The sequence below is a fragment of the Microbacterium sp. STN6 genome, from assembly GCF_026410545.1.
Classification (GTDB): Bacteria; Actinomycetota; Actinomycetes; order Actinomycetales; family Microbacteriaceae; genus Root112D2.
This window is the reverse complement of sequence record NZ_JAPMIT010000002.1, coordinates 503,457-529,339: the sequence shown is the minus strand read 5'-3', so window position 1 is coordinate 529,339 and position 25,883 is coordinate 503,457. Positions and strand designations below refer to the sequence as shown.

Sequence of the window (25,883 nt, the reverse complement as noted above, 5' to 3'; positions counted from 1 at the left end):
CGCCCGCCCACACTGGGGCGACGGCATGTCGCCGGTTTCTTCCTGACGAACGACACCATCAGCGCCTCCGCAGAGGTCGTACAGCGGGCGCCGGATAAACTCGGCTGCATATGGTCACTTTGAGCATCGCCGTGAGCGCTAGCCAGCCATCGACCTTCTGGGGCGACATCGGCCGGGACGTTCTGCATTTCGTCATCTCTGCCGGCTGGCGTCTCATTGGAGTCGCGGCCGTCATTGCCGGCGCGATCCTGCTCAGCTGGCTGCTGCGCATCGTCATTCGCCGCGTCGTCGACCGCATCGTCAACGGTGTGAAGAGAAACCAGAACGTCGAGGACACCCAGGCCCTTCTCGCCTCGCCACTCGCTGCTGTGCGCGTCGTGCAGCGCACGAGAACCCTCGGCACGGTGCTCTCCAACATCATCAACGTGATCGTGGCGGTCGTGGCGGTACTGCTGTCCATCACCATCATCAACCCCAACGTTCTCGGCTCATTCGCGCTCCTGACGGCCGCACTCGGCGCCGGCCTCGGTTTCGGCGCGCAGAACATCGTCAAGGACGTGCTCAACGGGCTCTTCATGGTGGTGGAGGACCAGCTGGGCGTCGGCGACGTCGTCGACGTCGGCCCCGCCACGGGCGTCGTCGAACAGGTCGGCATCCGCATCACCCAGGTGCGCGACGTCAACGGCACCCTCTGGTTCGTGCGCAACGGCGAGATCCTGCGGGTCGGCAACATGTCGCACGGCTGGTCGCGCGTCATCATCGACCTCGCGATCCCCTACGACACCGACGTCGACGCGGTGCAGACGGCCGTGCTCGAGGCGGCGAACGGCCTCACCACCACCCCCAAGTGGCGCTCGCGCGTGCTCGACAAGGCGGAGCTGTGGGGTCTCGAGTCCATTTCAGACGATGCGCTGGTGATCCGGGTCGTGCTCAAGACGCGCGCGAACGCGAAGGACGACGTGGCGCGTGAGCTGCGCACCAGGCTGAAGAAGGCCACCGACGAGCTGGGCGTCACGCTGCCCTCACTCAACACCGTCGTGCTCACAGGGTTCGACGGGGCCATGAGCGTCGCCGGCGCGAGGCCGCCGCGCACGAAGCCCGTGACCGTCGTGGAGCCGGCGAAGAAGAACCGCCGTGGCCGCGAGCAGAAGGGCTCCCTGACCAACCCGAACGCCATCACGCTTCGCGACGCCGGCGCAAAGCCCGGGATGCGCGACGACAACCCCACACCAGGAGCCTGACGTGCAGGAAGCTGACATGGACCACACCACGAGCGCCGCAGCGAGCCCCGTCGGCCCGAGCCCCGTCGTCCTCCGCGGCAGCGAGACCGGAGAAGGGCTGGGCGACACCTTCTATGCGCAGGTCGGCGGGCACGAAACGTTCCAGCGCCTGGTAGACGAGTTCTACCGCGGCGTCGCGGCCGACCCCGTGCTGAAGCCGATGTATCCCGAAGAAGACCTGGGCCCGGCCGCCGAGCGGCTGCGCATGTTCCTCGAGCAGTTCTGGGGCGGGCCGTCGACCTACAGCGAGAAGCGCGGGCACCCGCGGCTGCGCATGCGACACGTGCCGTACAAGGTGAACCCCGACGCGCGCGACCGGTGGCTGGCACACATGCGTCACGCCATCGACACCCTCGAACTGCCGCCGCTGCAGGACGAGACGCTCTGGGGCTACCTCGAGCGGGCCGCGCACGCGCTCGTGAACACGTTCGACGACTGACCGTCACTGGCGCTGCGCCCTCGATACGCTTGGGGGCAGCAGCCGACGTGACGAAGGAGCCACACGATGCCGAAGAGCGCGCCCGAGACCGATGCGATCATCGTGGGGGCCGGCCTCGCCGGGCTTGTGGCCGCGAGCGAGCTGCTCGATGCCGGCAAACGGGTCACCCTCGTCGAGCAGGAACCACGCGCATCCCTCGGCGGGCAGGCGTGGTGGTCGTTCGGCGGCCTCTTCCTCGTTGATTCCCCCGAACAGCGACGCCTCGGCGTGCACGACAGCATCGAGCTGGCCCGGCAGGACTGGTTCGGCAGCGCCGGCTTCGACCGCGACGACGACGCGTGGGCGCGCCGCTGGGCAGAGGAATACCTCGCGTTCGCGGCGGGCGAGAAGCGCTCCTGGCTGAGGCAGAAGGGCGTGCGCTTCTTCCCCGTGGTCGGCTGGGCCGAGCGCGGTGGCTACACCGCGGGCGGCCACGGCAACTCCGTGCCACGCTTCCATATCACGTGGGGCACCGGCCCCGGGATTCTGGCACCCTTCGTGCGTCGCGTCATGGAGGGTGTGGATGCCGGGCAGGCGCGCATCCTGAACCGGCATCGCGTCGACGAGCTCATCGTTGAGTCCGGTGCCGTCGTCGGTGTCCGCGGGTCCGTGCTCGCCGACGACGACGCGCTGAGGGGCGAGGCGAGCAACCGGGAGGTCGTGCGCGACTTCGAACTGCGGGCCCCGGCCGTCGCCGTCACGAGCGGCGGCATCGGCGGCAATCACGACCTGGTGCGCCAGAGCTGGCCGGAACGCCTGGGGACACCGCCCGCGCACATGCTCTCTGGCGTGCCCGCCCACGTCGACGGGCTCATGCTCGGCGTGGCAGAGCGGGCCGGCGCCCGACTCGTCAACGGCGACCGCATGTGGCACTACGTGGAGGGCATCGAGAACTGGAATCCCGTGTGGGAGAGGCACGGCATTCGCATTCTGCCCGGGCCGTCCTCACTGTGGCTCGACGGGGCGGGCGAGCGGCTGCCCGCGCCGCTGTTCCCCGGCTTCGACACGCTCGGCACGCTTGAACACCTCATGAAGACCGGGTACGACCACAGCTGGTTCGTGCTGACGCAGAAGATCATCGAGAAGGAGTTCGCGCTCTCGGGCAGCGAACAGAACCCCGACCTCACCAATAAGGACTACCGGCTGCTGGCGAAACGCGTCACGCCCGGTGCACCTGGGCCGGTCGAGGCGTTCAAGCAGAAGGGCGCCGACTTCATCGTCGCCGACACGCTGGGCGAACTGCTGGCGGGCATGCGCGGGCTCGGCGCCGCGCAGCTCGACACCGAGCGGGTCGAGCGCCACATCCGCGAGCGAGATCGCGAGCTGGACAACGACTTCACGAAGGATGCCCAGATCACCGCCCTGCGCGGCGCGCGCGCCTACCTCGGCGACAAGCTCATCAGGGTGGCGAGCCCGCACAAGCTGCTCGATCCCGCGGCCGGCCCGCTCATCGCCGTGAAGCTGCACATTCTGACGCGCAAGTCGCTCGGCGGTATCCAGACCGACCTCTCTTCGCGCGCGCTCGGTGCCGGCGGAGAGCCGATTCCCGGGTTGTACGCCGCGGGCGAGGCCAGCGGCTTCGGCGGCGGCGGCATCCACGGTTACCGCTCGCTCGAGGGCACGTTCCTCGGCGGCTGCCTGTTCTCGGGGCGCACGGCGGGGCGGGCGATGGCGCAGGCGGTCTGAGTCTGTAAGTGGCGAGCGCCTGTCGGTGGCGAGCGCCTGTAGGTGGCGAGCGCCTGTCGGTGCCGGCCCGATTCGACCGCAGCTACGGCTTGAGCGTCCACGCCTGCCGGCGCACCAGAACGTGCCCGCGGCGCAGCGTGAGACGCGTCCACGGCCCGGTCTCGTACACCGCGACCTTCTCGTCTCCCGCGATGAATCCCAGGCCGGATGCGGCGAAGCCCGCCCCGGCCGGAACGTATTCGAGCCCGTCCATGGGTCTGCCCCACACCTCGGCCCGCACGCGCTGCACGATCTGCTCGCCGGTACCCTCCGGAATGTCGGCGGCGACCTCCCCGATGCCGGCGCGCGCGGCAGCCTCCAGCGTTTCCGAGGCGGTCTCCCCCACCGGGCGCCAGCCCTTGCGCGGCGGCGAGATGCCCGCCCAGGTCACGGTGCTGACCTCGAGCGGGAGTCTGATGCCGATGGGCTCGCCCCCGGCATCCGCTGCCTGGTCCTTGATCGTCGATTCGACGCGTGCGAGCCGGTCGAGCATGGAGCGCACGGGCACCACGGCGTCGAACGCGGCACCGGTATCGGTGGCGAAGGTGCGCAGGCCGAGCACCGTGGGCATGCGGTCGAGCAGCCCGTGCGGGTACAGGATGGCGGTGTAGGCCGCGAGCACTCCCGAGCCGGCGATGAGCCTGACCGAGCCGTCTTCGACCCGCGAGGCCCGCGATAGGTACACCTTCAGGTCGGATACCGCCAGCGGGTCGATGAGGGAGAAGGACTGATTCATGTCCGCTCTAAACTACCAAGGACGCCACCGACGATGGAGATGATGCATGGAGAACCCTGTCGCCTCACTGCTGAGGGCACTCGACCTGAGCGACACGGGCGCTCGCACCGACGAGGACATCTTCACGGGGCCGTCGCAGTGGATGCCGCAGGGGCGCGTCTTCGGCGGGCAGGTGCTCGCGCAGTCACTCGTGGCCGCCATGCGCACGACCGACGAGGATCGCGTCGTTCATTCGATGCATGGCTACTTTCTGCGGGCCGGAGACGTCGAGCAGCCCATCACATTCTCGGTCGAACGCATTCATGATGGCCGCTCGTTCTCGGCCAGACGGGTGCAGGCGTATCAGCAGGGGCTGCCGATCCTCTCGATGATCGCGTCGTTCCAGACCGAGGATGAGGGCCTTGAGCACCAGCTCGATATGCCTGCCGGCCTTACCCAGCCCGAAGATCTGCCGAGCGCGGCCGAGGCGCTGGGAAATGTGGAGCATCCGGTCGCCCGCTACTGGGCCGACGGGCGCGCCTTCGACATGCGCCACGTCGACTCCCCCATCTATCTGAAGGTCGAGGGCGAGCACGTGCCGCACCAGGCCGTGTGGATCAAGGCTATCGACCGGCTGCCTGACGACAAGAACCTGCACCGTGCGGCGCTGGCCTACGCGAGCGACTATTCCATTCTCGAGTCGATCTTTCGCCGCCACGGCATCGCCTGGTCGCAGCCGGGCCTCAAGGCCGCGAGCCTCGACCACGCCATGTGGTGGCACCGCTTCGGCAGGGTTGACGAATGGATGCTCTACGCCCAGGAGTCCCCGAGCTCGGGCGGCGGCCGCGGCCTCTCGCTGGGCCGGCTCTACAGCCGCGACGGCCTGCTGCTCGCCAGCGTCGCCCAGGAGGGCATGCTGCGCCTCGCCGCGCCGCGGTAGCGGAGCGCCGACTTTAGCCTTAGGGGCTTCAGCAACGGTTCAGCGCTTCAGCGGCAGCGCTCACCGGTCACCACTCACCGCTCACCGCTCACCGCTCACCGCTCAGGGCATCCGACCACGCAGCAGCACCGTTCCCCCGGTGGTGTCGATCTCGATCGACACGATCTCAGACCGCTTCAGACTCGTCGTCGCCGTCGGCGTCGCGGTGACGCCGGGACGCTCGCGCCACGTGGCCAGTTGCGTGCGCTTGCCCGCGCGATCCGTCACGGAGATGCGGTAATCCCCAACACTCTTTGCTGCGGCCTGGGCAGCGGATGCGCCGGCGCTCCCAGGCGGTGCGGTCGCGACGGCGGCAGCCGTCGGCGCCGGGGCGAGCGCGCTGCGGGCGAGGGAGCAGGTGGCCTCGATCCGGGTTCCCCAGGGTTCGGCAACCAGGCGCACCTCCGCGGTCAGCGGTGAGGCGTGCACGGTCTTCATCGCCACGAGTGTCGGTGCTGCGGTCGAGCCGGCCATGGTCGGCAGAATCAGCGCGATGGCCGCCACGAGCGCGGCCGCGGCGACACCGACCGTCAGGGCCCAGATGCGGCGGCGCACCCGTCGGCGGTGCGCGGTGGCGATGATTCGCGAGAGGGCCGCCTGGTCGGGGCCCGAGGCAGCCCGGGGCGCGGGCGGTTCGGCCGAGACGGCGGGCACGGCCGGCCGGCGGCCGTCGTCCTGCGGCACGCGGGCGAACATCCCCGGCATTCCCGCGAGCTCGGCGACGGCCGTGGCACAGCGCACGCAGCCCGAGAGATGCTCCTCGTAGTCCCGGCGCTCCGCAGGCGTGAGAGCACCGAGCACATACGCGGCATCCCACTCGGTGAACGGATCTCTTCTGCCCAGCACCCTGATGCCCCTTCCCCTTCCCACGCTACCCTCGCAGCGGATTCATCACTTCCCTCACATCAAGACGAGGAAGATGGGTTCAGACAGCACTTCGACGAGGAGCCCACATGCCCGAATCCCCCGCGCTCACGCGGCGCGCCGTTCTCGCCTCCACCGGGGCAGCAGCCCTCGGTGTCGGCGTTCTCACTCTCGCCGCGTGCACGCCGGACGGCGGCCAGAGCACAGCGGATGCCGGCGGCAGCGCCCCGACGCCGAATCCCACCACGACCGACGGCCGCAGTGTGCTGGCGAAGGTCTCCGACATTCCGGTGGGCGGCTCGATCAGCGCGAGCCTGAACGGCGCGCCGCTGCTTCTGGCGCAGCCGAAGAAGGGAACCGTGGTGGCGTTCAGCGCGATCTGCACGCATCAGGGCTGCGTGGTCGCGCCCGCCGGCAATGAGTTCGACTGCCCGTGCCACGGCTCCCGGTACCGGGCGGCCACGGGCGCGGTCATTCAGGGGCCGGCGCCGGCCCCGCTGCATCCGCTCACAATCTCGGTCGAGGGAGATCTTGTGACAACGGCCGTGACCGTCTCGAAATAGTGCGGCGAGTCAGCGCCGGGAGAACTGCACCGGCTCGCCCACGTGCGGCTGCCAGGCGGCCCGCTCGATCTCGGTGATGCGCCGCGGCCGCTGGCTCTGCGCGTCGACGAGCACGATTGTGGTGGACGCCTTCGCGTACAGCAGGTCGTCGTCCGAGCCGACCGGCGAGTGCACCTCGTAGCAGACCTCGAGGCTCGCCCCGCCCAGCCTGCCCAGCCACAGCTGCACGTCGATGGGCCTGGTCATGTACGGAATCGGCAGCAGGTACTCGATGGTCTGTTTGGCGATGAGGGTGAGCGTGTCGGCGCCGGGCCTGCCGTCGAGCACGCGCGTCGTCAGCGGGGTGCCGAGTGCGTCTGCGCCGGGGTCGCCGCCTTCCTCGTCTGCCCAGAAGGCATGGATGCGCGCCTCCTCGAACAGCCGAAGCATCTCGGCGTTGTTCACGTGCCCGTACGCGTCGAAGTCGCTCCAACGCAGCGGGATGGGCACGTGCAGTCGCGTCACCGTGAGCGCCTAACCCCTCGTGAGCTTGCGGTACGCGGAGCGGTGCGGCTTCGCGGCATCCGGACCGAGCCGCTCGACCTTGTTCTCCTCGTACGCCTCGAAGTTGCCTTCGAACCAGTACCAGTTCGCCGGGTTCTCCTCCGTGCCTTCGTAGGCGAGGATGTGCGTGGCGATGCGGTCGAGGAACCACCGGTCGTGGGTGATGACCACGGCGCAACCGGGGAACTCGAGCAGCGCGTTCTCGAGGCTCGAGAGTGTCTCGACGTCGAGGTCGTTCGTGGGCTCGTCAAGCAGCAGCAGGTTGCCGCCCTGCTTCAGGGTAAGCGCGAGGTTCAGGCGGTTGCGCTCACCGCCTGAGAGCACCCCTGCGGGCTTCTGCTGGTCGGGGCCCTTGAAGCCGAAGGTGGAGACGTAGGCGCGGCTCGGCACCTCGGTCTTGCCGACCTGAATGTAGTCGAGACCGTCGGAGACGACCTCCCACAGCGTCTTCTTCGGGTCGATGCCGCCACGCGACTGGTCGACGTACGAGATCTCGACGGTCTCGCCGATCTTCAGGTCGCCACCGTCGAGCGGTTCAAGGCCGACGATGGTCTTGAAGAGGGTGGTCTTGCCGACGCCGTTGGGGCCGATGATGCCGACGATGCCGTTGCGCGGCAGCGAGAACGACAGGCCATCGATCAGTTGGCGGCCGTCGAAGCCCTTCTGCAGGTTCTTGGCCTCGAGCACGACCTGACCGAGGCGCGGGCCCGGCGGAATCTGGATCTCTTCGAAGTCGAGCTTTCTCGTACGCTCGGCCTCGGCCGCCATCTCCTCGTAGCGGGCGAGGCGGGCCTTGGATTTTGCCTGCCTGCCCTTCGAGTTGCTGCGCACCCACTCGAGTTCATCGGCCAGCCGCTTGGAGAGCTTGGCGTCCTTCTTGCCCTGCACCTGAAGGCGTTCCTGCTTCTTCTCGAGGTAGGTCGAGTAGTTGCCCTCATACGGGTAGAGGTGACCGCGGTCGACCTCGGCGATCCACTCGGCGACGTGGTCGAGGAAGTACCGGTCGTGGGTGACCGCGAGAACAGCGCCGTGATACTGCGCGAGGTGCTGCTCGAGCCACAGAACGCTCTCTGCATCGAGGTGGTTGGTGGGCTCGTCGAGCAGCAGCAGGTCGGGCTTCTGCAGCAGCAGCTTGCACAGTGCGACGCGGCGCTTCTCTCCGCCCGAGAGCACGGAGACAATGGCATCGGAGGGCGGGCAGCGCAGCGCGTCCATGGCCTGCTCGAGCTGGGAATCGAGATCCCACGCATCTGCGGCGTCGATCGCCTCCTGCAGAGTGCCCATCTCGGCCAGCAGCGTGTCGAAGTCGGCGTCAGGCTCCGCCATCGCCGCCGAGATCTCGTTGAAGCGGTCGACCTTCTTCTTGATGTCGCCGAGACCCTCCTGCACGTTCTCCAGCACGGTCTTCGACTCGTCGAGCTCAGGCTCCTGCATGAGGATCCCCACCGAGTAACCCGGCGTCAGCTTGGCCTCGCCGTTGCTCGGGGTGTCGAGCCCTGCCATGATCTTCAGGATCGTCGACTTACCGGCACCGTTCGGGCCGACGACGCCGATCTTTGCACCGGGCAGGAACGACATGGTCACATCGTCGAGAATGAGCTTGTCGCCCACTGCCTTTCGGGCGCGGACCATCGAGTAAATGTATTCGGCCATGCGCCCCAGTCTACGTGGCGCAGGCGGCGGCCCTCATCGAGCGGCGATCGCGCCGTGCCGGGGCGTTAGGGGCGACCACGGAGTGTCACCAGTCGATGGTTCGCGTCTTGCCGATCAGGCAGTTGCCGGTGGAAAGCAGCGGCGTCACCATGCTGTGGTAACCGACCCCGTCGGCTCCGTACTGCCCGATGAGGCAATCGCCATTGAACCGCACCGAGAACTGAACGGAGCCCACCGCGAGGTCGATCGTCGTGCGATCGGGCGTCACCTGCATGTCTTCCTTGTCGAACCCCGCGGAGACGAGCGCATCGACGAAATCTCTGCCCCCCGGCGCGGAATCGGCGGCGATGACGCCTCTGTTCACCTGGTCGAAGAAGGCCAGGTTCTCCTCGGCGCTCAGCCGGGGCCGAAGCTGCGCCTCGGCTGCTGGTGTGGAGGTGGGCGCGGACGCACCCTCGCTCGCCGGCGCCGTGGCGGTGTGAGAGGCAGCCGGTTCGCCGGAACCCGTGCACGCAGAGAGGGCGAGCGTCGCGACGGCGGCCGCGGCGAGCGCCGCGACTACACGGACACGTGGCATCGCTCGATCCCTTTCCGCGCGCGGCGTCTGCCACACGGCGCGAGTCGAGTCTAGGACCCGGCCGCGACAGGCTCGGTGACCGCCCACCCCGACGCGTCGCCCTGCGGCAGGAAGGAGTCGCCGCCTGAGACGCCAGTGTCGGCCTCTGCCTCCTCAGTGTCGTCATCGAGCGCGCCGTCAGCGACTGGGCTGCCGTCGTCAGAGCCGCCGGCGTCGCTCTGGCCCTTTGGCTTCGACTTCGTCAGGCCCGTGGTGCCCCAATTGAGGTCGTGCCCGATGGCGTCGGCATCGATTTCGATCGCCGTTCCCTTCCTTCCTTCGGTCTCCCACTCGCGAACGCGCAGGCGGCCGGTCACGACCACACGCTCGCCCTTGACGAGCGACGTCGCCGAGTTGTCAGCGAGTCGGCGGAAGGCGCTGACGCCGTACCAGTTCGTCGGCCCGTCCTCCCATTCACCGCTCGATTTGTTGCGCCTGCGCTGCGTTGAGGCGAGCCGGAAGCGGGCGATGTGCAGCCCCTCACCCGCCACCGTCAGACTCACGTCGCTTGCAACCACGCCGGTCACCGTCACTGTGTCACTCATGCCTGTCTCCTCACTCTCGCCCGGGCGCTCTGCCTGGGGGCGGGGCCCGCTCGGCTCGTGTGCCAGTGCGTTGGGTGATTGCCGGCGGGCCCCGTGTCTCGAGTGTGTCCGAGCGCGCGGGGCCCGCCGACGGCATCCGCTGATCTGTGCATAACGCGCGCGGTCGATGGCGCTGGTGAGGAGAAGGCGCGCCGGCTGCAGCCGAGCGACGGCGACCGGGGCCTACGCTGCGAGGTACTTCGAGTACGCCTTACGGATCTTGTTGACCTTCGGCAGCGCCACGGCCATGCAGTAGCCCTGGCCGGGGTTCTTGGCGAAGAAGTCCTGGTGGTATTCCTCGGCGGCGTAGAAGTCGCCGAGCGGCTCGATCGAGGTGACGAGCTGCCCCTCCCACCACTCGGCGGCACGATCGCGCGCGGCCTCGAACAGCGCCTTCTGTGCCTCGTCCGTGTAGAACATGGCCGACCGGTACTGGGTTCCGATGTCGTTGCCCTGCCGGTTCAGCTGGGTCGGGTCGTGCAGCGTGAAGAACACGTCGAGAACGACTTCGGCCGGCACCTGCTCGGGGTCGAACGAGACGGCCACGGTCTCGGCGTGCCCCGTGCGGCCTGTGCACACGGTCTCGTAGTCGGGGTTCGCAACGGTTCCGCCTGTGTAGCCCGAGACAACGTCGTCGACGCCACGAAGTACGCGGTAGACGGCGTCGAGACACCAGAAGCATCCGCCGGCGAGATAGAAGGTCTGCATATGTTGCCCTTTCGCTCTATGACTCATCATGCTCCTACGATGTGGGAATGACATTTGTTCCCGCCGACGACCGCTACGAGACGATGACCTACCGCCGATCCGGAAGGAGCGGGCTGAAACTACCTGAGCTCTCACTCGGCCTGTGGCACAACTTCGGTCACGGCAGGCCCGTGGACACGCAACGAGCCATCGTGCGGCGCGCGTTCGACCTCGGAATCACCCACTTCGACCTCGCGAACAACTACGGCCCGCCTCCCGGGAGCGCTGAGACCAACTTCGGGCGCATCTTCAGTGAAGATCTGCGGCCATGGCGCGACGAGCTCATCATCTCGAGCAAGGCGGGCTACGACATGTGGCCGGGCCCGTACGGCGACTTCGGCTCACGCAAGTACCTGCTCGCCTCGCTCGACGCGAGCCTCGCGAGACTCGGCCTCGACTACGTCGACATCTTCTACTCGCACCGGCCCGACCCCGAGACGCCCATCGAAGAGACCATGGGCGCCCTCGCCAGTGCCGTGCAGCAGGGCAAAGCCCTGTACGTCGGCATTTCGAACTACAGCCCCGAGCAGACGAGGGCAGCCGCAGCCGCGCTCAAGCAGTTCAACGTGCCGCTGACGATCCACCAGCCCAGCTACTCCATGTTCAACCGCCACGTCGAGCACGGCCTGCTTCCTGTGCTCGACGAGGTCGGTGCGGGCGGCATCGTCTACTCGCCGCTCGCACAGGGCCTGCTCACCGACCGTTACCTGAGCGGATCCGTACCCGCCGACTCGCGCGCGGCCACAAGCCGGTTCCTGAACGAGTCACAGATCAGCGAGACGTACCTCGAGCGCGCGCGTGGCCTGAACGACATAGCGGATGCGCGTGGCCAGTCGCTCGCACAGCTCGCCCTGACATGGGTGCTGCGGCATCCGCAGATCACGAGTGCACTCATCGGCGCCTCGAGCGTGGCGCAGCTGGAGCAGAACGTCGCGGCGCTGGAGGCGCAGCCGCTCAGCGACGAGGAGATCGCGGCGATCGACCGGTTCGCGATCGACGGCACCGGCCGCAACTGACAGGGCGCCGCGCCGCGTTGCGAAACTCGTGAGACGGGTTTCGCAACGCGCGCACGACGCGCGGCACCGCAGGTGCTCGGCCGGGTTAGCATGCCGCCATGCAGTGGCTCAATGACTTCTTCGACTGGTTCACCTCAACCGACGCACAGCCCGTGGTCTTCAGCGCCGTGGTGCTGGCCGTCGCGATCATCGTCTCGGGGCTCCTTGCCGCCTGGATCTCCCGCGGCACGGTGCGCTCGATGCTCGCGCACACCGAACGGGCGCAGAAGGCGTCGGCCATCGCGACGCTGGTCGACGCGGCGACCGAGGCGTCCGTCTGGAACTCGCTGACACCACAGGAGCAGGTGCTCTCCGACCGCGCCGTGGGACAGGCGGACACGCTCGTGCGCCTGCTGCCCATCCGCGGCGCGGGCACGGCGGCGAACTGGGCGTCGCACCAGCTCGCCGAGATGAAGCGCAACTCCGCCACGTTCGGCTACCAGCTCGACCCGGCCATCGCCGAGTTCCGCGAGCGACTCATCGACTGGCAGATGCGCCCGGCCAAGGCCCGCCGCGTGTTCCAGGCCGACCTCGACCGGTGGCGCTACGACAACACCGACACCGAGCGCTCGCTGCTGGCCCAGCAGGACGCGTGGGTCGCCCAACAGCACCACCAGAAGTACGAGTCGGATGCGGCGCCCGCCGCGACCGACTACACCGCCGTCGCGCCGGTGCCCGAGCCCGTCTCCGCCGCATCCGCGAACCCGGGACTGCGGCCGACGGGCCCGTCGAACGACTAAGGCCGGTTGAGGAGGCCGCGTAACGGCCGTCTCGAAACCCCGTCGAGCATCTGGGTTTCGAGACGCGCTGCGCGCTCCTCAACCCGCAGCGGGGCGCCACCAGGTGTCCGACGGAGCCACCGGCGTCCGTCGCTTGTGCTGTGTCGCGAGGTAACGCGCCTCGATCGCGGCAGCGGCGGTCGTCTCGATCTCGCGCCCCTCGAGGAAGTCGTCGATGTCGTCGTACCGCATGCCCAGTTCGGTCTCATCTGTCTGCCCGGGCCGGGCATCCAGCAGGTCGGCCGTCGGCACCTTCAGGTAGAGGCGCTCCGGGGCACCGAGCCGCTTCAGCAGCTCGCGGCCCTGCCGCTTGTTCAAGCCCTCGAGGGGCGTGATGTCGGCAGCCCCGTCGCCGTACTTCGTGTAGAAGCCGGTGACCGCCTCGGCGGCATGGTCGGTGCCCACGACGAGCAGGCCGAGCTGGCCGGCGATGGCGTACTGGGCGATCATGCGCTCGCGTGCTTTGACGTTGCCCTTGGTGAAGTCGCGCATCGGTTCAGCGACGGCGTCGGCGAACTCGGCCGTGATGCCGTCGACGCCGCGCTGAATGTTGAACGTGATCTCCCGCGAGGCCGAGATGAAGTCCAGGGCGAGTTTGGCATCGTCTTCGTCGTGCTGCACCGCGTAGGGAAGCCGCACGGCGACGAACTCGGCATCCGCTCCCGCCTCGGTCATGCGGTCGACGGCGAGCTGGCAGAGCCGGCCCGCGAGCGTCGAATCCTGGCCGCCGCTGATGCCGAGCACGAAGCCGCGGGCGCCCGCGCTCTTCGCGTACTCGACGAGGAAGAGCACACGCGACTCGATCTCGGCGTCCACGTCGATGCTCGGTGCCACATGCAGGTCGCTGATGATTCTCTGCTGGATTTCGCGCATGCCTGCAGCGTACCGAACGGCGGCAGCCACGGCCTCAGCCCGGGCGGCGCAGGTCGCGGCGGATGATCGCCGCGGTCAGAGCCTCAATCGGCTCCTTCGGTGCCGACGGGTTCGCGAGCAGGCTGAACGTGATCTCGCCGAGATCCGGCAGGCCGAAGCGGCGCGTGACCTTCACGAGATCGTCGGGAATGAGGGTCTGCGGGAACACCGCGATGCCGAGCCCCGCCCTCACGGCCGCGAGCGTGCTGTTGACGTCGCGCGTGTTGCACGTGATCTTCCACGTGCGGCCGGCGCCCTCGAGCGCGTCGATCGCGGTCTGCCTGCTCATGCTCGGCGCCTGGTAGGCAACCAATGGAACGGGCGCCGCATCCTCGATCAGGGTCTTCTCCTGGCCGACCCACACAAGAATGTCCCGGCTGACCACCGTGCCCTCGGTGGGGCTCGGCCCCTGCTTGATGAAGATGAGGTCGAGCTGGCCGCCCTTCAGCCTGCGCTGCAGCGGGCCGCTCTGACCCACCGTGAGCTCGAGGTTGATCTGCGGGTGCAGCTGCCGAAAATGGCGAAGGATGCGCGGCAGCTGCGTGATCGCGAGGTCGTCGGCGGTTCCGAACCTGAGGCGCCCCTTCATGGCCGAACCGCTGAAGTAGCTCTCGGCCTCGGCGTGTGCGGCGAGGATCGTGCGGGCGAACCCCGCCATCGCGTCGCCGTTATCTGTCAGCCGCACCTCGCGGGTGTCGCGGGTGACCAAAAGGCGGCCCGCCGCGTCTTCGAGCCGACGCACGTGCTGGCTCACCGTGGGCTGGCTGATGCCGAGCTGCGCGGCGGCGCGAGTGAAACTGCGAGTGTCGGCGAGCGCCAGAAACGAGCGCAGCAGCACCGGATCAAACACGGCGGCCTCCCTTCAGCACGAAACGGCTCATTACGAAACCCAATGATAGTTATAGCGCGAATTTCATTCAGGAATACTGAGTCGGGCCGTAGCGTTGGTTTGCACGGACAGTACGACACCTCTATACGCAACGACACTCTTCGCCAGGAAACCTTACGTGACTCCCCCGCCCATCGACGCCGCCGCCACCGCCCCCATGCCGGTTCTCAGCGCCCGCCCGCCGTGGCGCGAGACGCTGGTCGCCCTCAGGGTGCCGAACTATCGGCTGTTCGCGTCATCCAACCTGGTGCAGAACACGGCCGGGTGGATGCAGCGCATCGCGATGGACTGGCTCGTGCTCGAGCTCACCGGTAGCGCCACGGCCGTCGGCATCACCGTGTTCATGCAGTTCCTGCCGATGCTCTGCCTCGGCCTGTTCGGTGGTGTCATCGCCGACCGCTTCCCGAAGCGCAACCTGCTGATCGGCACGCAGAGCACCGCTGTACTGCTCGCCGCCGCGCTCGCCGTGCTCACACTGACAGGCATGATCGCAGTGTGGCAGATCTGGATCATCGCGCTCCTGCAGGGCATGGCGACCGTCGTCGACAACCCGGCTAGGCAGGTGTTCGTCAACGAGCTGGTCGGGCCGCGCTACCTGCGCAACGCGATCAGCATCAACTCCTCCATCTTCCAACTGGGCGGCCTGCTCGGCCCGGCGGTCGGCGGTGTGCTCATCACGCTCGTGGGCGCGGGCTGGCTTTTCGCGATCAACGCCGTGGGCTGCGCGGTGGTCGTGACCAATCTGTTCAGGCTGCGCACATCCGAACTGCATGTAGGGCCGGTGGCGCCGCGAGCCAAGGGGCAGCTGGTCGAGGGCATGCGATACGTCGGCAGCAAGCCGGCCATCTTCTGGACCATTCTCATGGTCGCCTTCCTCTCGGTCTTCGCGTTCAGCATGCCCGTGTTCCTCACGTCGTTCGCGAACGACGTGTACCACGTGGGCGCGGGCGGCTACGGCATGTTCAACGCCCTCGTCGCCGCGGGCGCGTTCGTGGGGGCGCTCGCCTCGACGAGGCGCCTGTCCATTCGGCTGCGCACCATCATTCTGGGTGCGGCGGCCCTCGGCGTCATTCAGCTCGTCGCGGCGCTCGCGCCCAACGAGCTGACATTCGCGGTCGTGCTGATCGCCAACGGGTTCGCGAACCTGCTGTTCATCACGGGCGCCAACTCGCTCGTGCAGATGTCGTCGAACGTGCGCATCCGCGGGCGCGTCATGTCGCTGTACATCCTGGTGCTGCTGGGCGGCCAGGCTCTCGGCGGCCCGGTCATGGGCTGGGCGGTCGAGCAGTTCGGACCGCACGCGGCCATGTTCGCCTCCGGTGCACTGCCGGCGGTCGCGGCAATCGTGATCGCCGTCGCGCTCGCCCGGCGCGGGCACCTCGGCATCCGCGTGAGCCTGAAGCGCCGCGACCCGTTCGTACGCATCGTGCCCCGGCAGCAGCGGGAGGTGCGCGTGGCACGAACCGCGAGCCGCCAGCGTGTGCCTCAGCGCGGCCGCGGCGGCATGATGGGGCGGATGCGTCGCCGCCCGTCGGCGGCTCCGGGCCCCCGAGGCTAGAGACGCCCAGCGGCAGCCGTTGTGCCCCGAGCAGGACTCGAACCTGCAACCTACGGATTAGAAGGCCGTTGCTCTATCCATTGAGCTATCGGGGCCGAACAACGTCTCCACGATACAGGAGGCATGCGTTGCGGAGAGGTGCCCCGTGCGCACCGCTGTGCAGCAGATTCGCGGGCCCCGACAGGAGTGTCCGAGGCGGCAAGTAGACTTCTCGCATGGCATCTTCCTCGGATCGACTGGTCTGGATCGACTGCGAAATGACCGGGCTCGACCTCGAGGTCGACGAGCTTGTCGAGATCGCGGTGGTCATCACCGACTTCGACCTCACCGTGCTCGACCCCGGGCTGAACGTGGTCATCAAACCGAATGACACTGCGCTGGCGCATATGGGCGACTTCGTGCGCCAGATGCACACGACGAGCGGGCTCATCGAGGAGATCCCGAACGGCGTGAGCCTCGCCGACGCCGAGTACCAGGTGCACGAGTACATTCTGAAGTTCGTGCCTGAGGGCAAGCAGGCTCCGCTCGCCGGCAACACGATCGGCACAGACCGGGCGTTCATCGCGAAATTCATGCCTCGGGTCGATGGGCACCTGCACTACCGCAACGTCGACGTGTCATCCATCAAGGAACTCGCACGCCGCTGGTATCCGCGCATCTACTTCAACGCCCCGGCGAAAGACGGCGGCCACCGCGCGCTCGCCGACATCCTCGAGTCGATCCGCGAGCTCGAGTTCTACCGCCGCGCCGCCTTCGTACCCGAGCCCGGCCCGACAAGCGAGCAGGTGCAGCAGACGGCGGCATCCGTCGTGTCGGAGTGGGCCGCGCGAATGTAATAGAATCCTTGTCGTTGCCTTGATCGCGCCGAAGCGCGTTCGACGCGAACATGGTGGGTATAGCTCAGCTGGTAGAGCGCCTGGTTGTGGTCCAGGAGGTCGCGGGTTCAAGCCCCGTTACTCACCCCAATTGCCGCTGTGCGCGGCGGCCGAACGAGCACGTCGCCGGGGTCGGTCCCCCGAGATGCCGACTTGTTCACGTGCGCTCTATTCGCGAGACTCGGTACGCTGCGATGAGCAGAGAGCGAGCGCGCATGAGGATCCGGGTGACAGCCACCGAGGCCAAGGTCACAAGCGTCGTGCTCACCTACGCGCTCGGCGCCACCGCCGCCGTGTGTGTGGCGGTTGCGGCTGGGGCGGTGGCAGGCGCCGTAACGGCACTGCTGCTGCTTGTCGCATCCGTGGTCTTCTTCACGAGAGTCTTTCGCGGAGAGAGTGAGGATGCGCACGCACCCCGCCCGTGGTGGCGGTTGAGCGAGCGACCGAGAGCCGGCTTCGTGCTCGCCGCCCTGTTCGCTGCCGAGGCGATCTGGCTGGCCTTCTCTCTGCCGAGTGGCACCGGAGACGGTGCGAGCGACAGCGTCAGCGCCGAAATCAGCGCCGCCTTGCGGATCGCCGCCGTTGCGGTCAGCGCTCTCGTAGCCCTGGCGTTTCTGAACTCATCCATCAGGCTGATGGGCCGAGGCCTCGGCCTTCGCGCGCCCGAAGTACTTGGCGATCGGCACGTCGGTCGATGAGTGGGCCACGATCGACATGACGATGGCCACGACGATCAGCGTGAACATTTCGGGTGCGTTCCCGGCGCCGCTGCCCAGCACGATCAGCGCGTAGACGACCGACGAGAAACCCTTCGGGCCGAACCAGGCGGCGCTCAGGCGTTCATCGAGATGGAGGTGGCTGCCGATCAGCGCGAGCATGACGGCAGCCGGGCGGGCGAGCACGAGCACCAGGAGCCCGAACGCGTAACCGGGCAGGCGCGCATCGACCAGGAGAGTTGGCGTGACGAGGGTGCCGAACACGAGGATCGCGAGGAGCTTGAGCAGTTCGGTCACTAGCTCTCCGAATCGGTGGAACGAGTCGCGCACCTCGGGTGCTGCCGTGGCAATGGTGATGCCCGCGCTGAACGCCGCAAGGTAGAGGTTGGCGTGTGTCACCCCAGACACAGCGAAGACGATCAAGCCGATTGCGACGGGCGTCAGCGCGGCGTAGACCGGCGTGACCGAGATGAAGCGCAGGCGCAGGAGCGCGGCGACGATGAGCGGCACCACCACACCAATGGCGATGCCGAGCAGCAGTTCGCCGACGACCTCGAGGAATCCCGCATGATTGCCCTTCAAAACCGCGATCAGCACGAGCGTGGCGGGCAGCGCGAAACCGTCGTTCAGGCCCGACTCGACGTTCAGCAGCCTTCGCAGCCTCTGTGGCACCTCGCCGCGACCGACGATCGCCGACGCGAACACAGGGTCGGTCGGCGCAAGCACGGCGGCCACGAGACATGCCTCGAGCGGGGGCAGGCCAACGATGACCATGGCGAGCACGGCGGTAATCGCGAACGTGAGCGGCAGTCCGAACAGCAGCGCGCGCCCCGGAAGGCGCCACGTAGCCCGCAACTCATGCGCGGCGAGCCGCTGGCCGTCTGTGAAGAGCACCGCGAACAGCGCCAGTTTCGACACCGTGCCCACCATGTCGTCACCCGGATGTATTCCGATGACGTCGAGAACACCAGGGCCGAGCACGAACCCGGCCGCCAGGAACAACACGGCGGTCGACAATGCTGTGCCACGCGCGAAACCGGAGATCAGAACGGCGACGAGCAGCAGCACGGCGAAGGCGAAGAGCAGGGCCATAGCTTCGACACTCGTCGCCAGCCGGACACGTGTCGAGGCCTCAGGGCCGCACAGGTCCGCCCTCCGCAAGCGAGCGGCGGGCTGCAAGCGCGACACGCAGCGCGAGGATTGCCCCGTCGACGGTGCTGCGCTCAGGCGCCTCGCCGGAGACCAGACAATCGAGGAAGTACCGGGCCTGGGCCGCATACGGCGCGTCCGGCTCGCCGCTCGGGTGCCGGAACACTGCCGCCCCGCCTGTGCCCGCGACCTCGATCGAGCTCGTGAATGCGAACCCGTCGGGCAGCGCGCAACTGGTGAGGACCTCGCCGATGCCGCCATCCGCGTACTCGATAGCGGTACTGAAAAATGCGGCGTCGGGCGTCGCCCGGCAGTACACGCTCACCGGCTCACCGAGCAGCAGGTTGAGCTGGTCGAAGTCGTGGATCGCGAAGTCGACGAGCGGACCCCCGGAGACGGATTCGTCGAGGATCCAGGCAGCCCAGCGCGGCGGCGAGGAGAGCCGCTGGGCGCGCACGACCCTGGCCTCGCCAAGCGAACCGGCGGCGACGCGGTCGGCGAGCGCGGCGTAGCCGGCGAAGAAGCGCACCACATGCGCGACCATGAGCATGCCGCGAGAGCGGGCCGCGGCATCCGCTATCGCGCCCGCGTCTTCAAGGGTGAGCGCAATCGGCTTCTCGAGCAGCACGTTCTTGCCCGCTTCGAGCAGGCGGATGGCGATCTCGGCGTGCGTGGGTGTGGGCGTGCAGACGGAAACGACCGAGACGGCAGGATCGCCTATGACGGTTTCGAGATCAGTGACGAGGCTGGCGACGGGAGCGTGCGGCAGCGGCCGGGGGTGCGGCCCGCAGATGTACGCGATCGCATCGCCGAGACCGAGGCTCGACCACGCCTCCGCGTGCGCGGCGCCCATACTGCCGCTACCAATGATCGCGATGCGGTGATCGGCTGGTGCCGCTCCATGCTGTGTCGACTCGTGCGGTGCCGCGCCGGGCCCTGCTATCGGTGAGTGCATTGTCGCCGCCATCCCCCGCTCGCCATCGTGTCGTGCTCCTGAGCGTAATGGCCCATGAGAGGCTGAGGCCATGCTCGACCTCTCCCCTGACGACTTCGACGCCCTCGTCACCGAGCAACTCGACGCGCTGAGCGACGAGATGGTCGACGGGCTCGAGAACGTCGTGATCGTGACCGAGGCCCGACCGGAAGACGGCTCGCTCGATACGCTCGGCATCTATGACGGCGTGGCGCTGACCGAGCGGGGCACCTACGGTTTCGGCGAGATGCCCGACCGCATCGTGCTCTACCGCGAGCCGCTGCTCAACGCGTGCGCCGACGTCGACGAGTTGCGACACGAGATCCACGTGACGCTCGTGCACGAGATCGGCCATTACTACGGCATCGACGACGAGCGCCTGCACGAGCTGGGCTGGGCATGAGCTCTCGCGCCATCAACCGGCATCCGGTGCGCCGCGCATTGTGGGTCACGGCCGGCACGATCGTGATCCTCGTCGTCGGACTCTACGGCCCCGCGACGCTCGCCGGCCCCCTGCCCGGCTCACACGCCGACGTCACGCTGCCGAGCGGCGGCGCTGGCGCATCCGCCCCCGTGCTGCCCACAACCGGTGCCAGCGCGATCGCCACCACCCCAGGCCAAGCGGATGCGCCACAGCTCGTCAGCACGGCCGGTTCCGCCGAGGCGGTGCCGCTCGCCGGCGCGGCCAAGGCGATCACCGCGCTCGTCGTGCTCGACGCCAAACCGCTCAGCGCCGGCCGCTCCGGGCCACTCATCACCATGACGGATGCCGACCTCGCCCTCTACGCCGCGCACGTGCGGGCGGGCGACATGGCGGTGGTCGTCTCCCCCGGCGAGGCATGGACCGAGCGGCAGATGCTCGAGGCGATGCTGCTCGGCTCCAGCAACAACCACGCCGACTCGCTCGCCCGCTGGGCGTTCGGCTCGATCGACGGCTACCTCGCGGCCGCGCGGGCCTGGGTGACGCGGCACGGCCTGACGCACACGCACGTCGCCGACGCGTCCGGACTCAGCCCCGACGACACCGGCACCGCGGCCGACGCCGCCCGCATCGCCGCGCTCGCATTCGGCAACGCGGCCATCGCCGACATCATTGCGCATCCGCCGACGACGCTCGTGAACGATCGCGTGCTCACCAACGCGACGCCGTTTCATCCCGAGCTGGGCCTGACCGGGCTCTCGCGCAGCTACACGGACTACGCCGGCGTGTGCCTGCTGTTCGCCGCGAGCGAGCGGGTCGCCGGCAAGCCGTTCACGTACTACGGGGCCATTCTCGGCCAGCCCGACTACCCCACGCTCACAAAAGCAGTGAAGACGCTGACGACGGATGCCGCGACCTCCGTGCGCGAGATCACCCTCGTGCGCGCCGGCGACCGGTTCGCCCGCGTCACCAGCGCCGCGGGCACGCGCGTCGCCGCGGTGGCCGACGACAGCGTGATGACGCTCGGATGGGGCGCGGCGAAACCGCAGTACCGGGTGCGGGTGGAGGCACCGGCCACGGCGGGGAAGGGACGCGTGGTGGGGTCGGTTGTGGCATCCGTGCCCGGAGTGCGTGAGAGCGTGCCACTGGTTCTGGCGGAGGCGCTGCCTGATCCGGGACTCGGCTGGCGGCTTAGCCATCCCGTGCCTGTGATCGGCGCGTTCTGGCAGAAGCTGTTCGGGTAGCGCGCCCGCGAGCGCTCGCTTTAGATCTCGTTGGCGATGTTGCCGCTGCCGTCGAGCCGGTCTTCGTTGATGGTGTCGCTGTCGTTCTCGTCGAACGTGTAGCGCACGTGCTGCTCGCCGGCGACGGTGCGCGCGTCGACGGCCTTGTACCAGAGCGTCGTCTCGATGCCCTCGACCGCCACCAGGGCGCTCACCCGCTCGTCGTACGAACCGTCGACGAGCACCATGCGCTCGGTGCGGCCCTCCAACGGCCCGTCAATGTACTCGACCACGTATTCGTTGGGATTCTGCGCTGCATCACTCATGCCGCCCACGGTAGTCGTGCGAACGCGGGGCGACAGGGGCAGAGGCGCATCGGTGACCCGGCGCGCCCACCAGCATCCGGTGTGCGCTTCAGCAGGAGTTCTCGCGCGACACGCCGCGCGCACCCGGCGCGAGAACGGCGTGGCGGCCGATTCTTCCTGAAGAGCCGCAGCCGCCCGGCGCGAAGACTCAGCCTGCGTCGATGACGAAGTCGGCGAGCTCGAGCGGGCGCTCTCGGGCCAGGAATCGCTCGAACTGGCGCTGCCAGCCCTCCCAGTGCGCGTCGAAGCCGCCGTTGTCGCGGGCGAGGGCACGCCGCTTACGCACGGCGTCGTCGGCGGTGACCCACACGCGCAGGTCGGCGAGCGGCGCGGTGCCTCGCGTGAGCGCGCCGCATCCCTCGACGATCAGCGGATGCGCCCGCGCCACCCCGTGCCACTCCGCGGGCGCGTCGGCGACCCAGTCGTGGCGCCGCCACCGGGGCACGCCGCCGTCGCGGAACGGCCGCAACAGCTCGGCTTCGATGTGGTCGCTGGCCTGCTCGAGGCCGTCCCAGCCCGGGTAGATGTCGTCGAGGCGCACCACGGTGGGGGAAGCGGGTGCGGCGGTCCCGGCCGGGCGCGCTGAGTCGGCGGATGCCGGCCAGGCGGCGGCGAGTGCGGTTGCGAGGGTGGACTTCCCCGCGCCACTCGGCCCGTCGATGAGAACGACGACAGGGCGCACGGATGCCTGAACAGGCGCGGCCCCTGCACACCGGGCCGCGGCCCTGTCCCGAACGCCCGAGAGCACGCGCTGCACGGCATCGCGAACGAACGCCTCAGGATCGGACGACAAAGTTCCAGTCCCCCGTGTAGAGCGACACCGCAACGGCGAGAACGCCGACGGCCGCGCCGAGGGCGAGCACCACCCAGTCGCGGCCGGCGAATGCGGAGGGGCGCGCCCACGTGCGCCGGTGCTCGGTGCCGAAGCCGCGGGCCTCCATGGCGGTCGCGAGCTTGCTGCCTCGGCGGATCGAGAGCACGAACAGCGCGAAGGCCTGGCCGAGCAGGCGGCGAATGCGGCCCCGGTCTGCCACGCCGCGTGCGCGCCGGGCGAGCGAGAGCGCCCGCCAGTCGTCGATGAACAGGCCGACGAGGCGCAGGCCCGCGAGGCCGCCCAGCACGAAACGAGCCGGCAGATGCAGCACCTGGGCGAGCCCATCGGCAAGGTCCGTGGGGTCGATCGTGAGGAACAGGAGAACGGCGGGCAGGCCGATGGCCAGCACGCGCAAGGCGGTCGCAATGGCGAGCGCGATGGACCCATCGCTGATCTCGACGAAGAGCCAGTGCCAGTACACGGTGCCCGACGTGCGGCCGTAAAGCAGGGTCGTGAGTCCGGTGAGGGGCGCGGCGATCAGCACAGGAAGCGTACGCAGCCAGAGCGTGCGCAGCGGCAGGCGGGCGAAGCACAGCAACACCAGCTCGGCGACGAGCGCGACCAGGGCGGAGACCCAGTCGATGGAGAGCAGCAGCACGGCCGCGATGATGAGCGAGGCACCCAGCTTCGCCACCGGGTTGATGCGGGCGAGGGGGCCGGTGCGAACCGCGGCGAGCACGGTCACGAGGGCCGCCCCGCCGCAGGCGCACGGCCGGAGCGGTCGGCGGCAGCATCCGCTCTTCGGCTGTCGCCTAGCCGTAGCGGCGTCGCGCCGATCGCGCGAACGAACGCCTCGTCGTGGGTTGCCGCCACGATGGCGTGACCCCGGCTGCGCAGCTCGAGCAGCATCGACACAAGCTCGCGCCACGTGTTGGAATCCTGCCCGAAGGTCGGTTCGTCGAGTACGAGGATGCGCGGGCGGGTCGCCAGCGCTGTGGCGACCGAGAGCCGCCGCTTCTGGCCCCCCGAGAGCGTGAACGGGTTCGCCTGGGCGAGCCCGTCGAGCCGCAGTCGCGCGAGCAACTCGTCGACCATGCTCGCCACCTGCGTGGGCGGCACGCCGAGAGCACGCGGCCCGATGGCGAGTTCGGCCCGCACACTCGAGGCGAGGAACTGGTGCTCCGGGTTCTGGAACACGCTGCCGATGCGGGTCAGCAGTTGGCTTGAGCTCCACGCGGCGGGGGCCGAGCCGATGCCGGCGGCCAGTTGCTCACGAGCGCGCAGCTCACCGCCAGCGGGCCTCAGCAGGCCCGCCAGCGTGAGTGCGAGCGTCGACTTGCCGACCCCGTTGGCGCCCGTCAGTGCGGTGGCCGACCCGGCGCTCACGTCGAGGTATACGTGCAGGCCAAGTGGCTGAGAGCCCGGGCGAGCGAGCGAGAGGGAACGCGCGGCGAGCAGCAGGTCCCCCGGCGGGATCGGGCGGGCTGAGAACGGGGCGGGATCGCGCCCCGGCAGCCACACACCGGCGGCGTCCAGCGCATCCGCCTGGCCTGACAGCACCGCGTCGACCGGCCCATCGGCGAGTACGCCGCCCTCTGACGAGAGTACGATCACGCGATCGATAAGCGGGCGCCACACGTCGACACGGTGCTCCACCACCACGAGCGTCGCGCCGGTTCTGGCCAGGACGTCGCCGACCGCATCGCGCACCTCCTCGACGCCCGCAGGGTCGAGGTTCGCCGTCGGCTCGTCGAGCAGCAGCAGCCCGGGCCGCATCGCGAGCAGACCAGCGAGCGCGAGCCTCTGCTTCTGGCCACCGGAGAGCCGAGAGGTCGGGTGCTCCAGCGGCAGCCTGAGGCCAACCGCATCGAGCGACTCGTGCACCCGCTCCCAGATCTCGGTACGCGGCACCCCCAGGTTCTCGGCCGCGAACGCCACGTCGTCGCCCACCCGCGCGAGGATCACCTGCGCATCCGGGTCCTGCATGAGCAGGCCGCTCGCGCCCCGTACGCGGGCGGGATCGGCACCGCCGACCATGAGGCTGCCGGTGCTCTCCCCCTCATCGCTGCCGCCGAGCACACCGGCGAGGGCCGCGAGCACCGTGCTCTTGCCCGCCCCGGAGGCACCGAGGAGCAGCACCCGCTCACCGGGTTCGATCGAGACGTCGATCTCGCGCGCGGCCCACGCCTGCCTGCCGGCGTAACGCCAGCCCCAGCCGGATGCCCGCACGGACGCGGGAGAGGACACGTCCACGATCACACCCGCCCAGTGACCTCGCGGCCGGCGGCGAATCGGCCGAGCGCCCCTGTGCGAGCCAGAGCACGCACGAGCAGCCAGGAGAGGCCACCCGCGATGACGATGCCCGAGGCGATGGTGGAGACGGAGTACGCGATCGCGAACGACGCCTTGGCGCCCGGGTACCAGACCGTGAGGTCGAGAACCGACTCGGCGACGCCCGCGCCGGCTCCCGCGATGAGCGCGACGTACACTCGCCAGTTGGCGTACAGGAAACAGGCGAACACGACCTCGGCGCCGACGCCCTGCACGAGGCCGGAGACGAGCGTCAGCGGCCCCCACGCCGTGCCGAGCAACGCCGAGACGACGGCGGCGACCAGCTCGGTGAACAGCGCCGCGCCCGGCTTGCGCACGATGAGAGCCCCAAGCACGCCCGCGAAGAGCCACGGTCCGTTGATGATGCCCTGAAGACCGGGCAGCGCGGCCTCGATGGGCGCGCCGATGGGATTCGAGGCCTGATCCCACAGCCAGAAGATGACGCCGCTGGCGACGGCCACGACGCTCGCCGTGACGATGTCGACGACCCGCCAGCGAGGACTCGCCCGTACCCGGGTTGATGCTGATGCGATTGTTGCGTGCACTGTTCGTGCCCCTTCACGTGATGTAACGAGGGCACGGGTGCGATCACCGGCGGGTGCCGGGGATCGGAGAGTGTGGATGCCTCCCTGCGCTGGCATGACCCAGATCAGGTTCGACGGTCGAAACTTGGAGAAGTTTCCTCTCAGCCCGGCTCACCGGACTCCCGTGTTCAAGTGACGAGTATAGGGCTTCTAGCGCTTGAGCGCCTTGATAAGCCTGGCCCCGGCGCGACCCGCGAGCCAGACGAACGGGATGCTGACGGCGACGAGCGTGATGAGGTTCGGCTCGAACCGGAATCCGTTGATGTCACGCACGTATGCGCCGAACGGAATACTCATGCCTCCCCCGCCGCCACCGCCCGCGACGGCATCGGATTCGCCCTCGCCCGCGTCGCTGCCGCCCCCAAAGCCGAACTGCACGAGCGCCACGGGGATCACCGTGACGCCGTTCACCTCAACCGGGTCGCCGTATGAGCTCTTCACCCCGAGCTTCGACACTGTTTCCGCCAGACGTGCTGCCAGGTTCGCCATGCT

29 protein-coding genes, 2 tRNA genes and 1 riboswitch are annotated in these 25,883 nt (G+C 68.8%); of the genes, 13 read left to right on the top strand and 18 right to left on the bottom strand.

Going from position 1 to position 25,883, the window contains the following annotated elements; all coding sequences use genetic code 11:
- The first annotated feature begins 110 nt into the window (after positions 1 to 110).
- From OSC27_RS07895 to OSC27_RS07885, 3 genes are all read left to right on the top strand, one after another.
- Entirely contained in the window at positions 111 to 1,241 is a 1,131-nt protein-coding gene (locus tag OSC27_RS07895) for a mechanosensitive ion channel family protein (RefSeq protein WP_267180891.1), read from the top strand.
- Between the two features lie 16 nt (positions 1,242 to 1,257).
- Positions 1,258 to 1,719 (top strand): globin, encoded by a 462-nt coding sequence (locus OSC27_RS07890; protein WP_416348838.1) that lies wholly within the window; start codon positions 1,258 to 1,260, stop codon positions 1,717 to 1,719.
- Between the two features lie 66 nt (positions 1,720 to 1,785).
- A complete protein-coding gene (locus OSC27_RS07885) occupies positions 1,786 to 3,444 on the top strand; it encodes an FAD-binding dehydrogenase (protein WP_267180890.1) in 1,659 nt (552 codons plus the stop codon).
- A gap of 82 nt (positions 3,445 to 3,526) precedes the next feature.
- Here OSC27_RS07885 and OSC27_RS07880 read toward each other — a convergent pair whose 3' ends face one another.
- On the bottom strand, positions 3,527 to 4,219 hold the full coding sequence (locus tag OSC27_RS07880) for a hypothetical protein (RefSeq protein WP_267180889.1): 693 nt from the start codon (positions 4,217 to 4,219) through the stop codon (positions 3,527 to 3,529).
- Positions 4,220 to 4,265: 46 nt separating this feature from the next.
- Between OSC27_RS07880 and OSC27_RS07875 the strand changes: the two genes are divergently transcribed.
- Complete coding sequence (locus tag OSC27_RS07875; protein ID WP_267180888.1) at positions 4,266 to 5,138, top strand: acyl-CoA thioesterase; 873 nt, start codon at positions 4,266 to 4,268, stop codon at positions 5,136 to 5,138.
- A 102-nt stretch (positions 5,139 to 5,240) separates the two neighbouring features.
- Here the strand turns inward: OSC27_RS07875 and OSC27_RS07870 are convergent, their stop codons facing one another.
- Positions 5,241 to 6,023 carry an anti-sigma factor family protein gene (locus tag OSC27_RS07870; protein ID WP_267180887.1) on the bottom strand — a complete coding sequence of 261 codons (783 nt, stop codon included), beginning with the start codon at positions 6,021 to 6,023 and terminating at the stop codon, positions 5,241 to 5,243.
- 107 nt (positions 6,024 to 6,130) lie between these two features.
- On the opposite strand from OSC27_RS07870, the gene OSC27_RS07865 reads away from it, so the two are divergent.
- Positions 6,131 to 6,604: a ubiquinol-cytochrome c reductase iron-sulfur subunit gene (locus OSC27_RS07865; RefSeq protein ID WP_267180886.1), complete on the top strand. Its 474-nt coding sequence runs from the start codon at positions 6,131 to 6,133 to the stop codon at positions 6,602 to 6,604.
- A 9-nt stretch (positions 6,605 to 6,613) separates the two neighbouring features.
- Here OSC27_RS07865 and OSC27_RS07860 read toward each other — a convergent pair whose 3' ends face one another.
- From OSC27_RS07860 to msrA, 5 genes are all read right to left on the bottom strand, one after another.
- A complete protein-coding gene (locus OSC27_RS07860; RefSeq protein ID WP_267180885.1) occupies positions 6,614 to 7,108 on the bottom strand; it encodes an acyl-CoA thioesterase in 495 nt (164 codons plus the stop codon).
- A gap of 9 nt (positions 7,109 to 7,117) precedes the next feature.
- Positions 7,118 to 8,800, bottom strand: a complete 1,683-nt coding sequence (ettA, locus tag OSC27_RS07855) for an energy-dependent translational throttle protein EttA (RefSeq protein WP_267180884.1) — start codon at positions 8,798 to 8,800, stop codon at positions 7,118 to 7,120.
- 85 nt (positions 8,801 to 8,885) lie between these two features.
- On the bottom strand, positions 8,886 to 9,377 hold the full coding sequence (locus OSC27_RS07850; RefSeq protein ID WP_267180883.1) for a DUF6993 domain-containing protein: 492 nt from the start codon (positions 9,375 to 9,377) through the stop codon (positions 8,886 to 8,888).
- A 50-nt stretch (positions 9,378 to 9,427) separates the two neighbouring features.
- Positions 9,428 to 9,961: a single-stranded DNA-binding protein gene (locus OSC27_RS07845; protein WP_267180882.1), complete on the bottom strand. Its 534-nt coding sequence runs from the start codon at positions 9,959 to 9,961 to the stop codon at positions 9,428 to 9,430.
- 222 nt (positions 9,962 to 10,183) lie between these two features.
- Entirely contained in the window at positions 10,184 to 10,708 is a 525-nt protein-coding gene (gene msrA, locus OSC27_RS07840; RefSeq protein WP_267180881.1) for a peptide-methionine (S)-S-oxide reductase MsrA, read from the bottom strand.
- 47 nt (positions 10,709 to 10,755) lie between these two features.
- Between msrA and mgrA the strand changes: the two genes are divergently transcribed.
- Both mgrA and OSC27_RS07830 read left to right on the top strand, forming a co-directional pair.
- Positions 10,756 to 11,763: an L-glyceraldehyde 3-phosphate reductase gene (mgrA, locus tag OSC27_RS07835; RefSeq protein WP_267180880.1), complete on the top strand. Its 1,008-nt coding sequence runs from the start codon at positions 10,756 to 10,758 to the stop codon at positions 11,761 to 11,763.
- A 98-nt stretch (positions 11,764 to 11,861) separates the two neighbouring features.
- Positions 11,862 to 12,542, top strand: coding sequence for a hypothetical protein (locus tag OSC27_RS07830; RefSeq protein ID WP_267180879.1), 681 nt, complete (start codon positions 11,862 to 11,864; stop codon positions 12,540 to 12,542).
- Between the two features lie 78 nt (positions 12,543 to 12,620).
- Here the strand turns inward: OSC27_RS07830 and nadE are convergent, their stop codons facing one another.
- Both nadE and OSC27_RS07820 read right to left on the bottom strand, forming a co-directional pair.
- A complete protein-coding gene (gene nadE / locus OSC27_RS07825; RefSeq protein WP_267180878.1) occupies positions 12,621 to 13,454 on the bottom strand; it encodes an ammonia-dependent NAD(+) synthetase in 834 nt (277 codons plus the stop codon).
- Between the two features lie 34 nt (positions 13,455 to 13,488).
- Positions 13,489 to 14,343 (bottom strand): LysR family transcriptional regulator, encoded by an 855-nt coding sequence (locus OSC27_RS07820; RefSeq protein ID WP_267180877.1) that lies wholly within the window; start codon positions 14,341 to 14,343, stop codon positions 13,489 to 13,491.
- A gap of 196 nt (positions 14,344 to 14,539) precedes the next feature.
- Here OSC27_RS07820 and OSC27_RS07815 point away from each other — a divergent pair, with 196 nt between their 5' ends.
- Entirely contained in the window at positions 14,540 to 15,940 is a 1,401-nt protein-coding gene (locus OSC27_RS07815) for an MFS transporter (RefSeq protein WP_416348837.1), read from the top strand.
- Between the two features lie 22 nt (positions 15,941 to 15,962).
- Here the strand turns inward: OSC27_RS07815 and OSC27_RS07810 are convergent.
- Positions 15,963 to 16,035 (bottom strand) — tRNA-Arg (locus OSC27_RS07810).
- A 120-nt stretch (positions 16,036 to 16,155) separates the two neighbouring features.
- Between OSC27_RS07810 and orn the strand changes: the two genes are divergently transcribed.
- From orn to OSC27_RS07795, 3 genes are all read left to right on the top strand, one after another.
- The gene (orn, locus tag OSC27_RS07805; RefSeq protein ID WP_267180875.1) at positions 16,156 to 16,776 is read left to right on the top strand and encodes an oligoribonuclease; all 621 of its coding nucleotides are present in this window, start codon (positions 16,156 to 16,158) and stop codon (positions 16,774 to 16,776) included.
- Positions 16,777 to 16,829: 53 nt separating this feature from the next.
- Positions 16,830 to 16,905 (top strand) — tRNA-His (locus OSC27_RS07800).
- A 137-nt stretch (positions 16,906 to 17,042) separates the two neighbouring features.
- Positions 17,043 to 17,513, top strand: a complete 471-nt coding sequence (locus OSC27_RS07795) for a hypothetical protein (RefSeq protein WP_267180874.1) — start codon at positions 17,043 to 17,045, stop codon at positions 17,511 to 17,513.
- On the opposite strand, the gene OSC27_RS07790 is transcribed toward OSC27_RS07795, so the two are convergent.
- Both OSC27_RS07790 and OSC27_RS07785 read right to left on the bottom strand, forming a co-directional pair.
- Complete coding sequence (locus OSC27_RS07790) at positions 17,436 to 18,623, bottom strand: cation:proton antiporter (protein ID WP_267180873.1); 1,188 nt, start codon at positions 18,621 to 18,623, stop codon at positions 17,436 to 17,438. The two genes, OSC27_RS07795 and OSC27_RS07790, sit on opposite strands and share 78 nt — an antisense overlap.
- A 40-nt stretch (positions 18,624 to 18,663) precedes the next feature.
- On the bottom strand, positions 18,664 to 19,548 hold the full coding sequence (locus OSC27_RS07785) for a Gfo/Idh/MocA family protein (RefSeq protein ID WP_267181166.1): 885 nt from the start codon (positions 19,546 to 19,548) through the stop codon (positions 18,664 to 18,666).
- A gap of 157 nt (positions 19,549 to 19,705) precedes the next feature.
- Between OSC27_RS07785 and OSC27_RS07780 the strand changes: the two genes are divergently transcribed.
- Both OSC27_RS07780 and OSC27_RS07775 read left to right on the top strand, forming a co-directional pair.
- Entirely contained in the window at positions 19,706 to 20,056 is a 351-nt protein-coding gene (locus OSC27_RS07780) for a metallopeptidase family protein (protein ID WP_267180872.1), read from the top strand.
- Positions 20,053 to 21,318, top strand: a complete 1,266-nt coding sequence (locus OSC27_RS07775; protein ID WP_267180871.1) for a hypothetical protein — start codon at positions 20,053 to 20,055, stop codon at positions 21,316 to 21,318. Before OSC27_RS07780 ends, OSC27_RS07775 begins: the two co-directional genes overlap by 4 nt.
- A gap of 20 nt (positions 21,319 to 21,338) precedes the next feature.
- Here the strand turns inward: OSC27_RS07775 and OSC27_RS07770 are convergent, their stop codons facing one another.
- From OSC27_RS07770 to OSC27_RS07745, 6 genes are all read right to left on the bottom strand, one after another.
- A complete protein-coding gene (locus tag OSC27_RS07770; protein WP_267180870.1) occupies positions 21,339 to 21,623 on the bottom strand; it encodes a hypothetical protein in 285 nt (94 codons plus the stop codon).
- 187 nt (positions 21,624 to 21,810) lie between these two features.
- The gene (locus OSC27_RS07765; RefSeq protein WP_267180869.1) at positions 21,811 to 22,455 is read right to left on the bottom strand and encodes an ATP-binding protein; all 645 of its coding nucleotides are present in this window, start codon (positions 22,453 to 22,455) and stop codon (positions 21,811 to 21,813) included.
- Entirely contained in the window at positions 22,439 to 23,221 is a 783-nt protein-coding gene (locus OSC27_RS07760) for an energy-coupling factor transporter transmembrane component T family protein (protein WP_267180868.1), read from the bottom strand. The genes OSC27_RS07765 and OSC27_RS07760 overlap by 17 nt, the downstream gene beginning before the upstream one ends.
- The gene (locus tag OSC27_RS07755) at positions 23,218 to 24,723 is read right to left on the bottom strand and encodes an ABC transporter ATP-binding protein (RefSeq protein WP_267180867.1); all 1,506 of its coding nucleotides are present in this window, start codon (positions 24,721 to 24,723) and stop codon (positions 23,218 to 23,220) included. Before OSC27_RS07755 ends, OSC27_RS07760 begins: the two co-directional genes overlap by 4 nt.
- An 8-nt stretch (positions 24,724 to 24,731) precedes the next feature.
- Complete coding sequence (locus tag OSC27_RS07750; RefSeq protein WP_267180866.1) at positions 24,732 to 25,352, bottom strand: ECF transporter S component; 621 nt, start codon at positions 25,350 to 25,352, stop codon at positions 24,732 to 24,734.
- Between the two features lie 63 nt (positions 25,353 to 25,415).
- A riboswitch (TPP riboswitch) is annotated at positions 25,416 to 25,527 on the bottom strand.
- Positions 25,528 to 25,541: 14 nt separating this feature from the next.
- Positions 25,542 to 25,880, bottom strand: a complete 339-nt coding sequence (locus OSC27_RS07745) for a spore germination protein GerW family protein (protein ID WP_267180865.1) — start codon at positions 25,878 to 25,880, stop codon at positions 25,542 to 25,544.
- Between the last annotated feature and the right edge of the window lie 3 nt (positions 25,881 to 25,883).

Bases quoted from the DNA above. Each gene is read 5' to 3' on its own strand.
- OSC27_RS07895 (WP_267180891.1), top strand. From the start codon at position 111: ATGGTCACTTTGAGCATCGCCGTGAGCGCTAGCCAGCCATCGACCTTC.
- OSC27_RS07885 (WP_267180890.1), top strand. From the start codon at position 1,786: ATGCCGAAGAGCGCGCCCGAGACCGATGCGATCATCGTGGGGGCCGGC.
- OSC27_RS07790 (WP_267180873.1), bottom strand. From the start codon at position 18,623: ATGGCCCTGCTCTTCGCCTTCGCCGTGCTGCTGCTCGTCGCCGTTCTG.
- OSC27_RS07770 (WP_267180870.1), bottom strand. From the start codon at position 21,623: ATGAGTGATGCAGCGCAGAATCCCAACGAATACGTGGTCGAGTACATT.
- OSC27_RS07830 (WP_267180879.1), top strand. From the start codon at position 11,862: ATGCAGTGGCTCAATGACTTCTTCGACTGGTTCACCTCAACCGACGCA.
- OSC27_RS07745 (WP_267180865.1), bottom strand. From the start codon at position 25,880: ATGGCGAACCTGGCAGCACGTCTGGCGGAAACAGTGTCGAAGCTCGGG.
- OSC27_RS07850 (WP_267180883.1), bottom strand. From the start codon at position 9,377: ATGCCACGTGTCCGTGTAGTCGCGGCGCTCGCCGCGGCCGCCGTCGCG.
- OSC27_RS07865 (WP_267180886.1), top strand. From the start codon at position 6,131: ATGCCCGAATCCCCCGCGCTCACGCGGCGCGCCGTTCTCGCCTCCACC.
- OSC27_RS07875 (WP_267180888.1), top strand. From the start codon at position 4,266: ATGGAGAACCCTGTCGCCTCACTGCTGAGGGCACTCGACCTGAGCGAC.
- orn (WP_267180875.1), top strand. From the start codon at position 16,156: ATGGCATCTTCCTCGGATCGACTGGTCTGGATCGACTGCGAAATGACC.
- OSC27_RS07780 (WP_267180872.1), top strand. From the start codon at position 19,706: ATGCTCGACCTCTCCCCTGACGACTTCGACGCCCTCGTCACCGAGCAA.
- msrA (WP_267180881.1), bottom strand. From the start codon at position 10,708: ATGCAGACCTTCTATCTCGCCGGCGGATGCTTCTGGTGTCTCGACGCC.
- OSC27_RS07815 (WP_416348837.1), top strand. From the start codon at position 14,540: ATGCCGGTTCTCAGCGCCCGCCCGCCGTGGCGCGAGACGCTGGTCGCC.
- OSC27_RS07845 (WP_267180882.1), bottom strand. From the start codon at position 9,961: ATGAGTGACACAGTGACGGTGACCGGCGTGGTTGCAAGCGACGTGAGT.
- OSC27_RS07775 (WP_267180871.1), top strand. From the start codon at position 20,053: ATGAGCTCTCGCGCCATCAACCGGCATCCGGTGCGCCGCGCATTGTGG.
- mgrA (WP_267180880.1), top strand. From the start codon at position 10,756: ATGACATTTGTTCCCGCCGACGACCGCTACGAGACGATGACCTACCGC.
- ettA (WP_267180884.1), bottom strand. From the start codon at position 8,800: ATGGCCGAATACATTTACTCGATGGTCCGCGCCCGAAAGGCAGTGGGC.
- OSC27_RS07890 (WP_416348838.1), top strand. From the start codon at position 1,258: ATGGACCACACCACGAGCGCCGCAGCGAGCCCCGTCGGCCCGAGCCCC.
- nadE (WP_267180878.1), bottom strand. From the start codon at position 13,454: ATGCGCGAAATCCAGCAGAGAATCATCAGCGACCTGCATGTGGCACCG.
- OSC27_RS07880 (WP_267180889.1), bottom strand. From the start codon at position 4,219: ATGAATCAGTCCTTCTCCCTCATCGACCCGCTGGCGGTATCCGACCTG.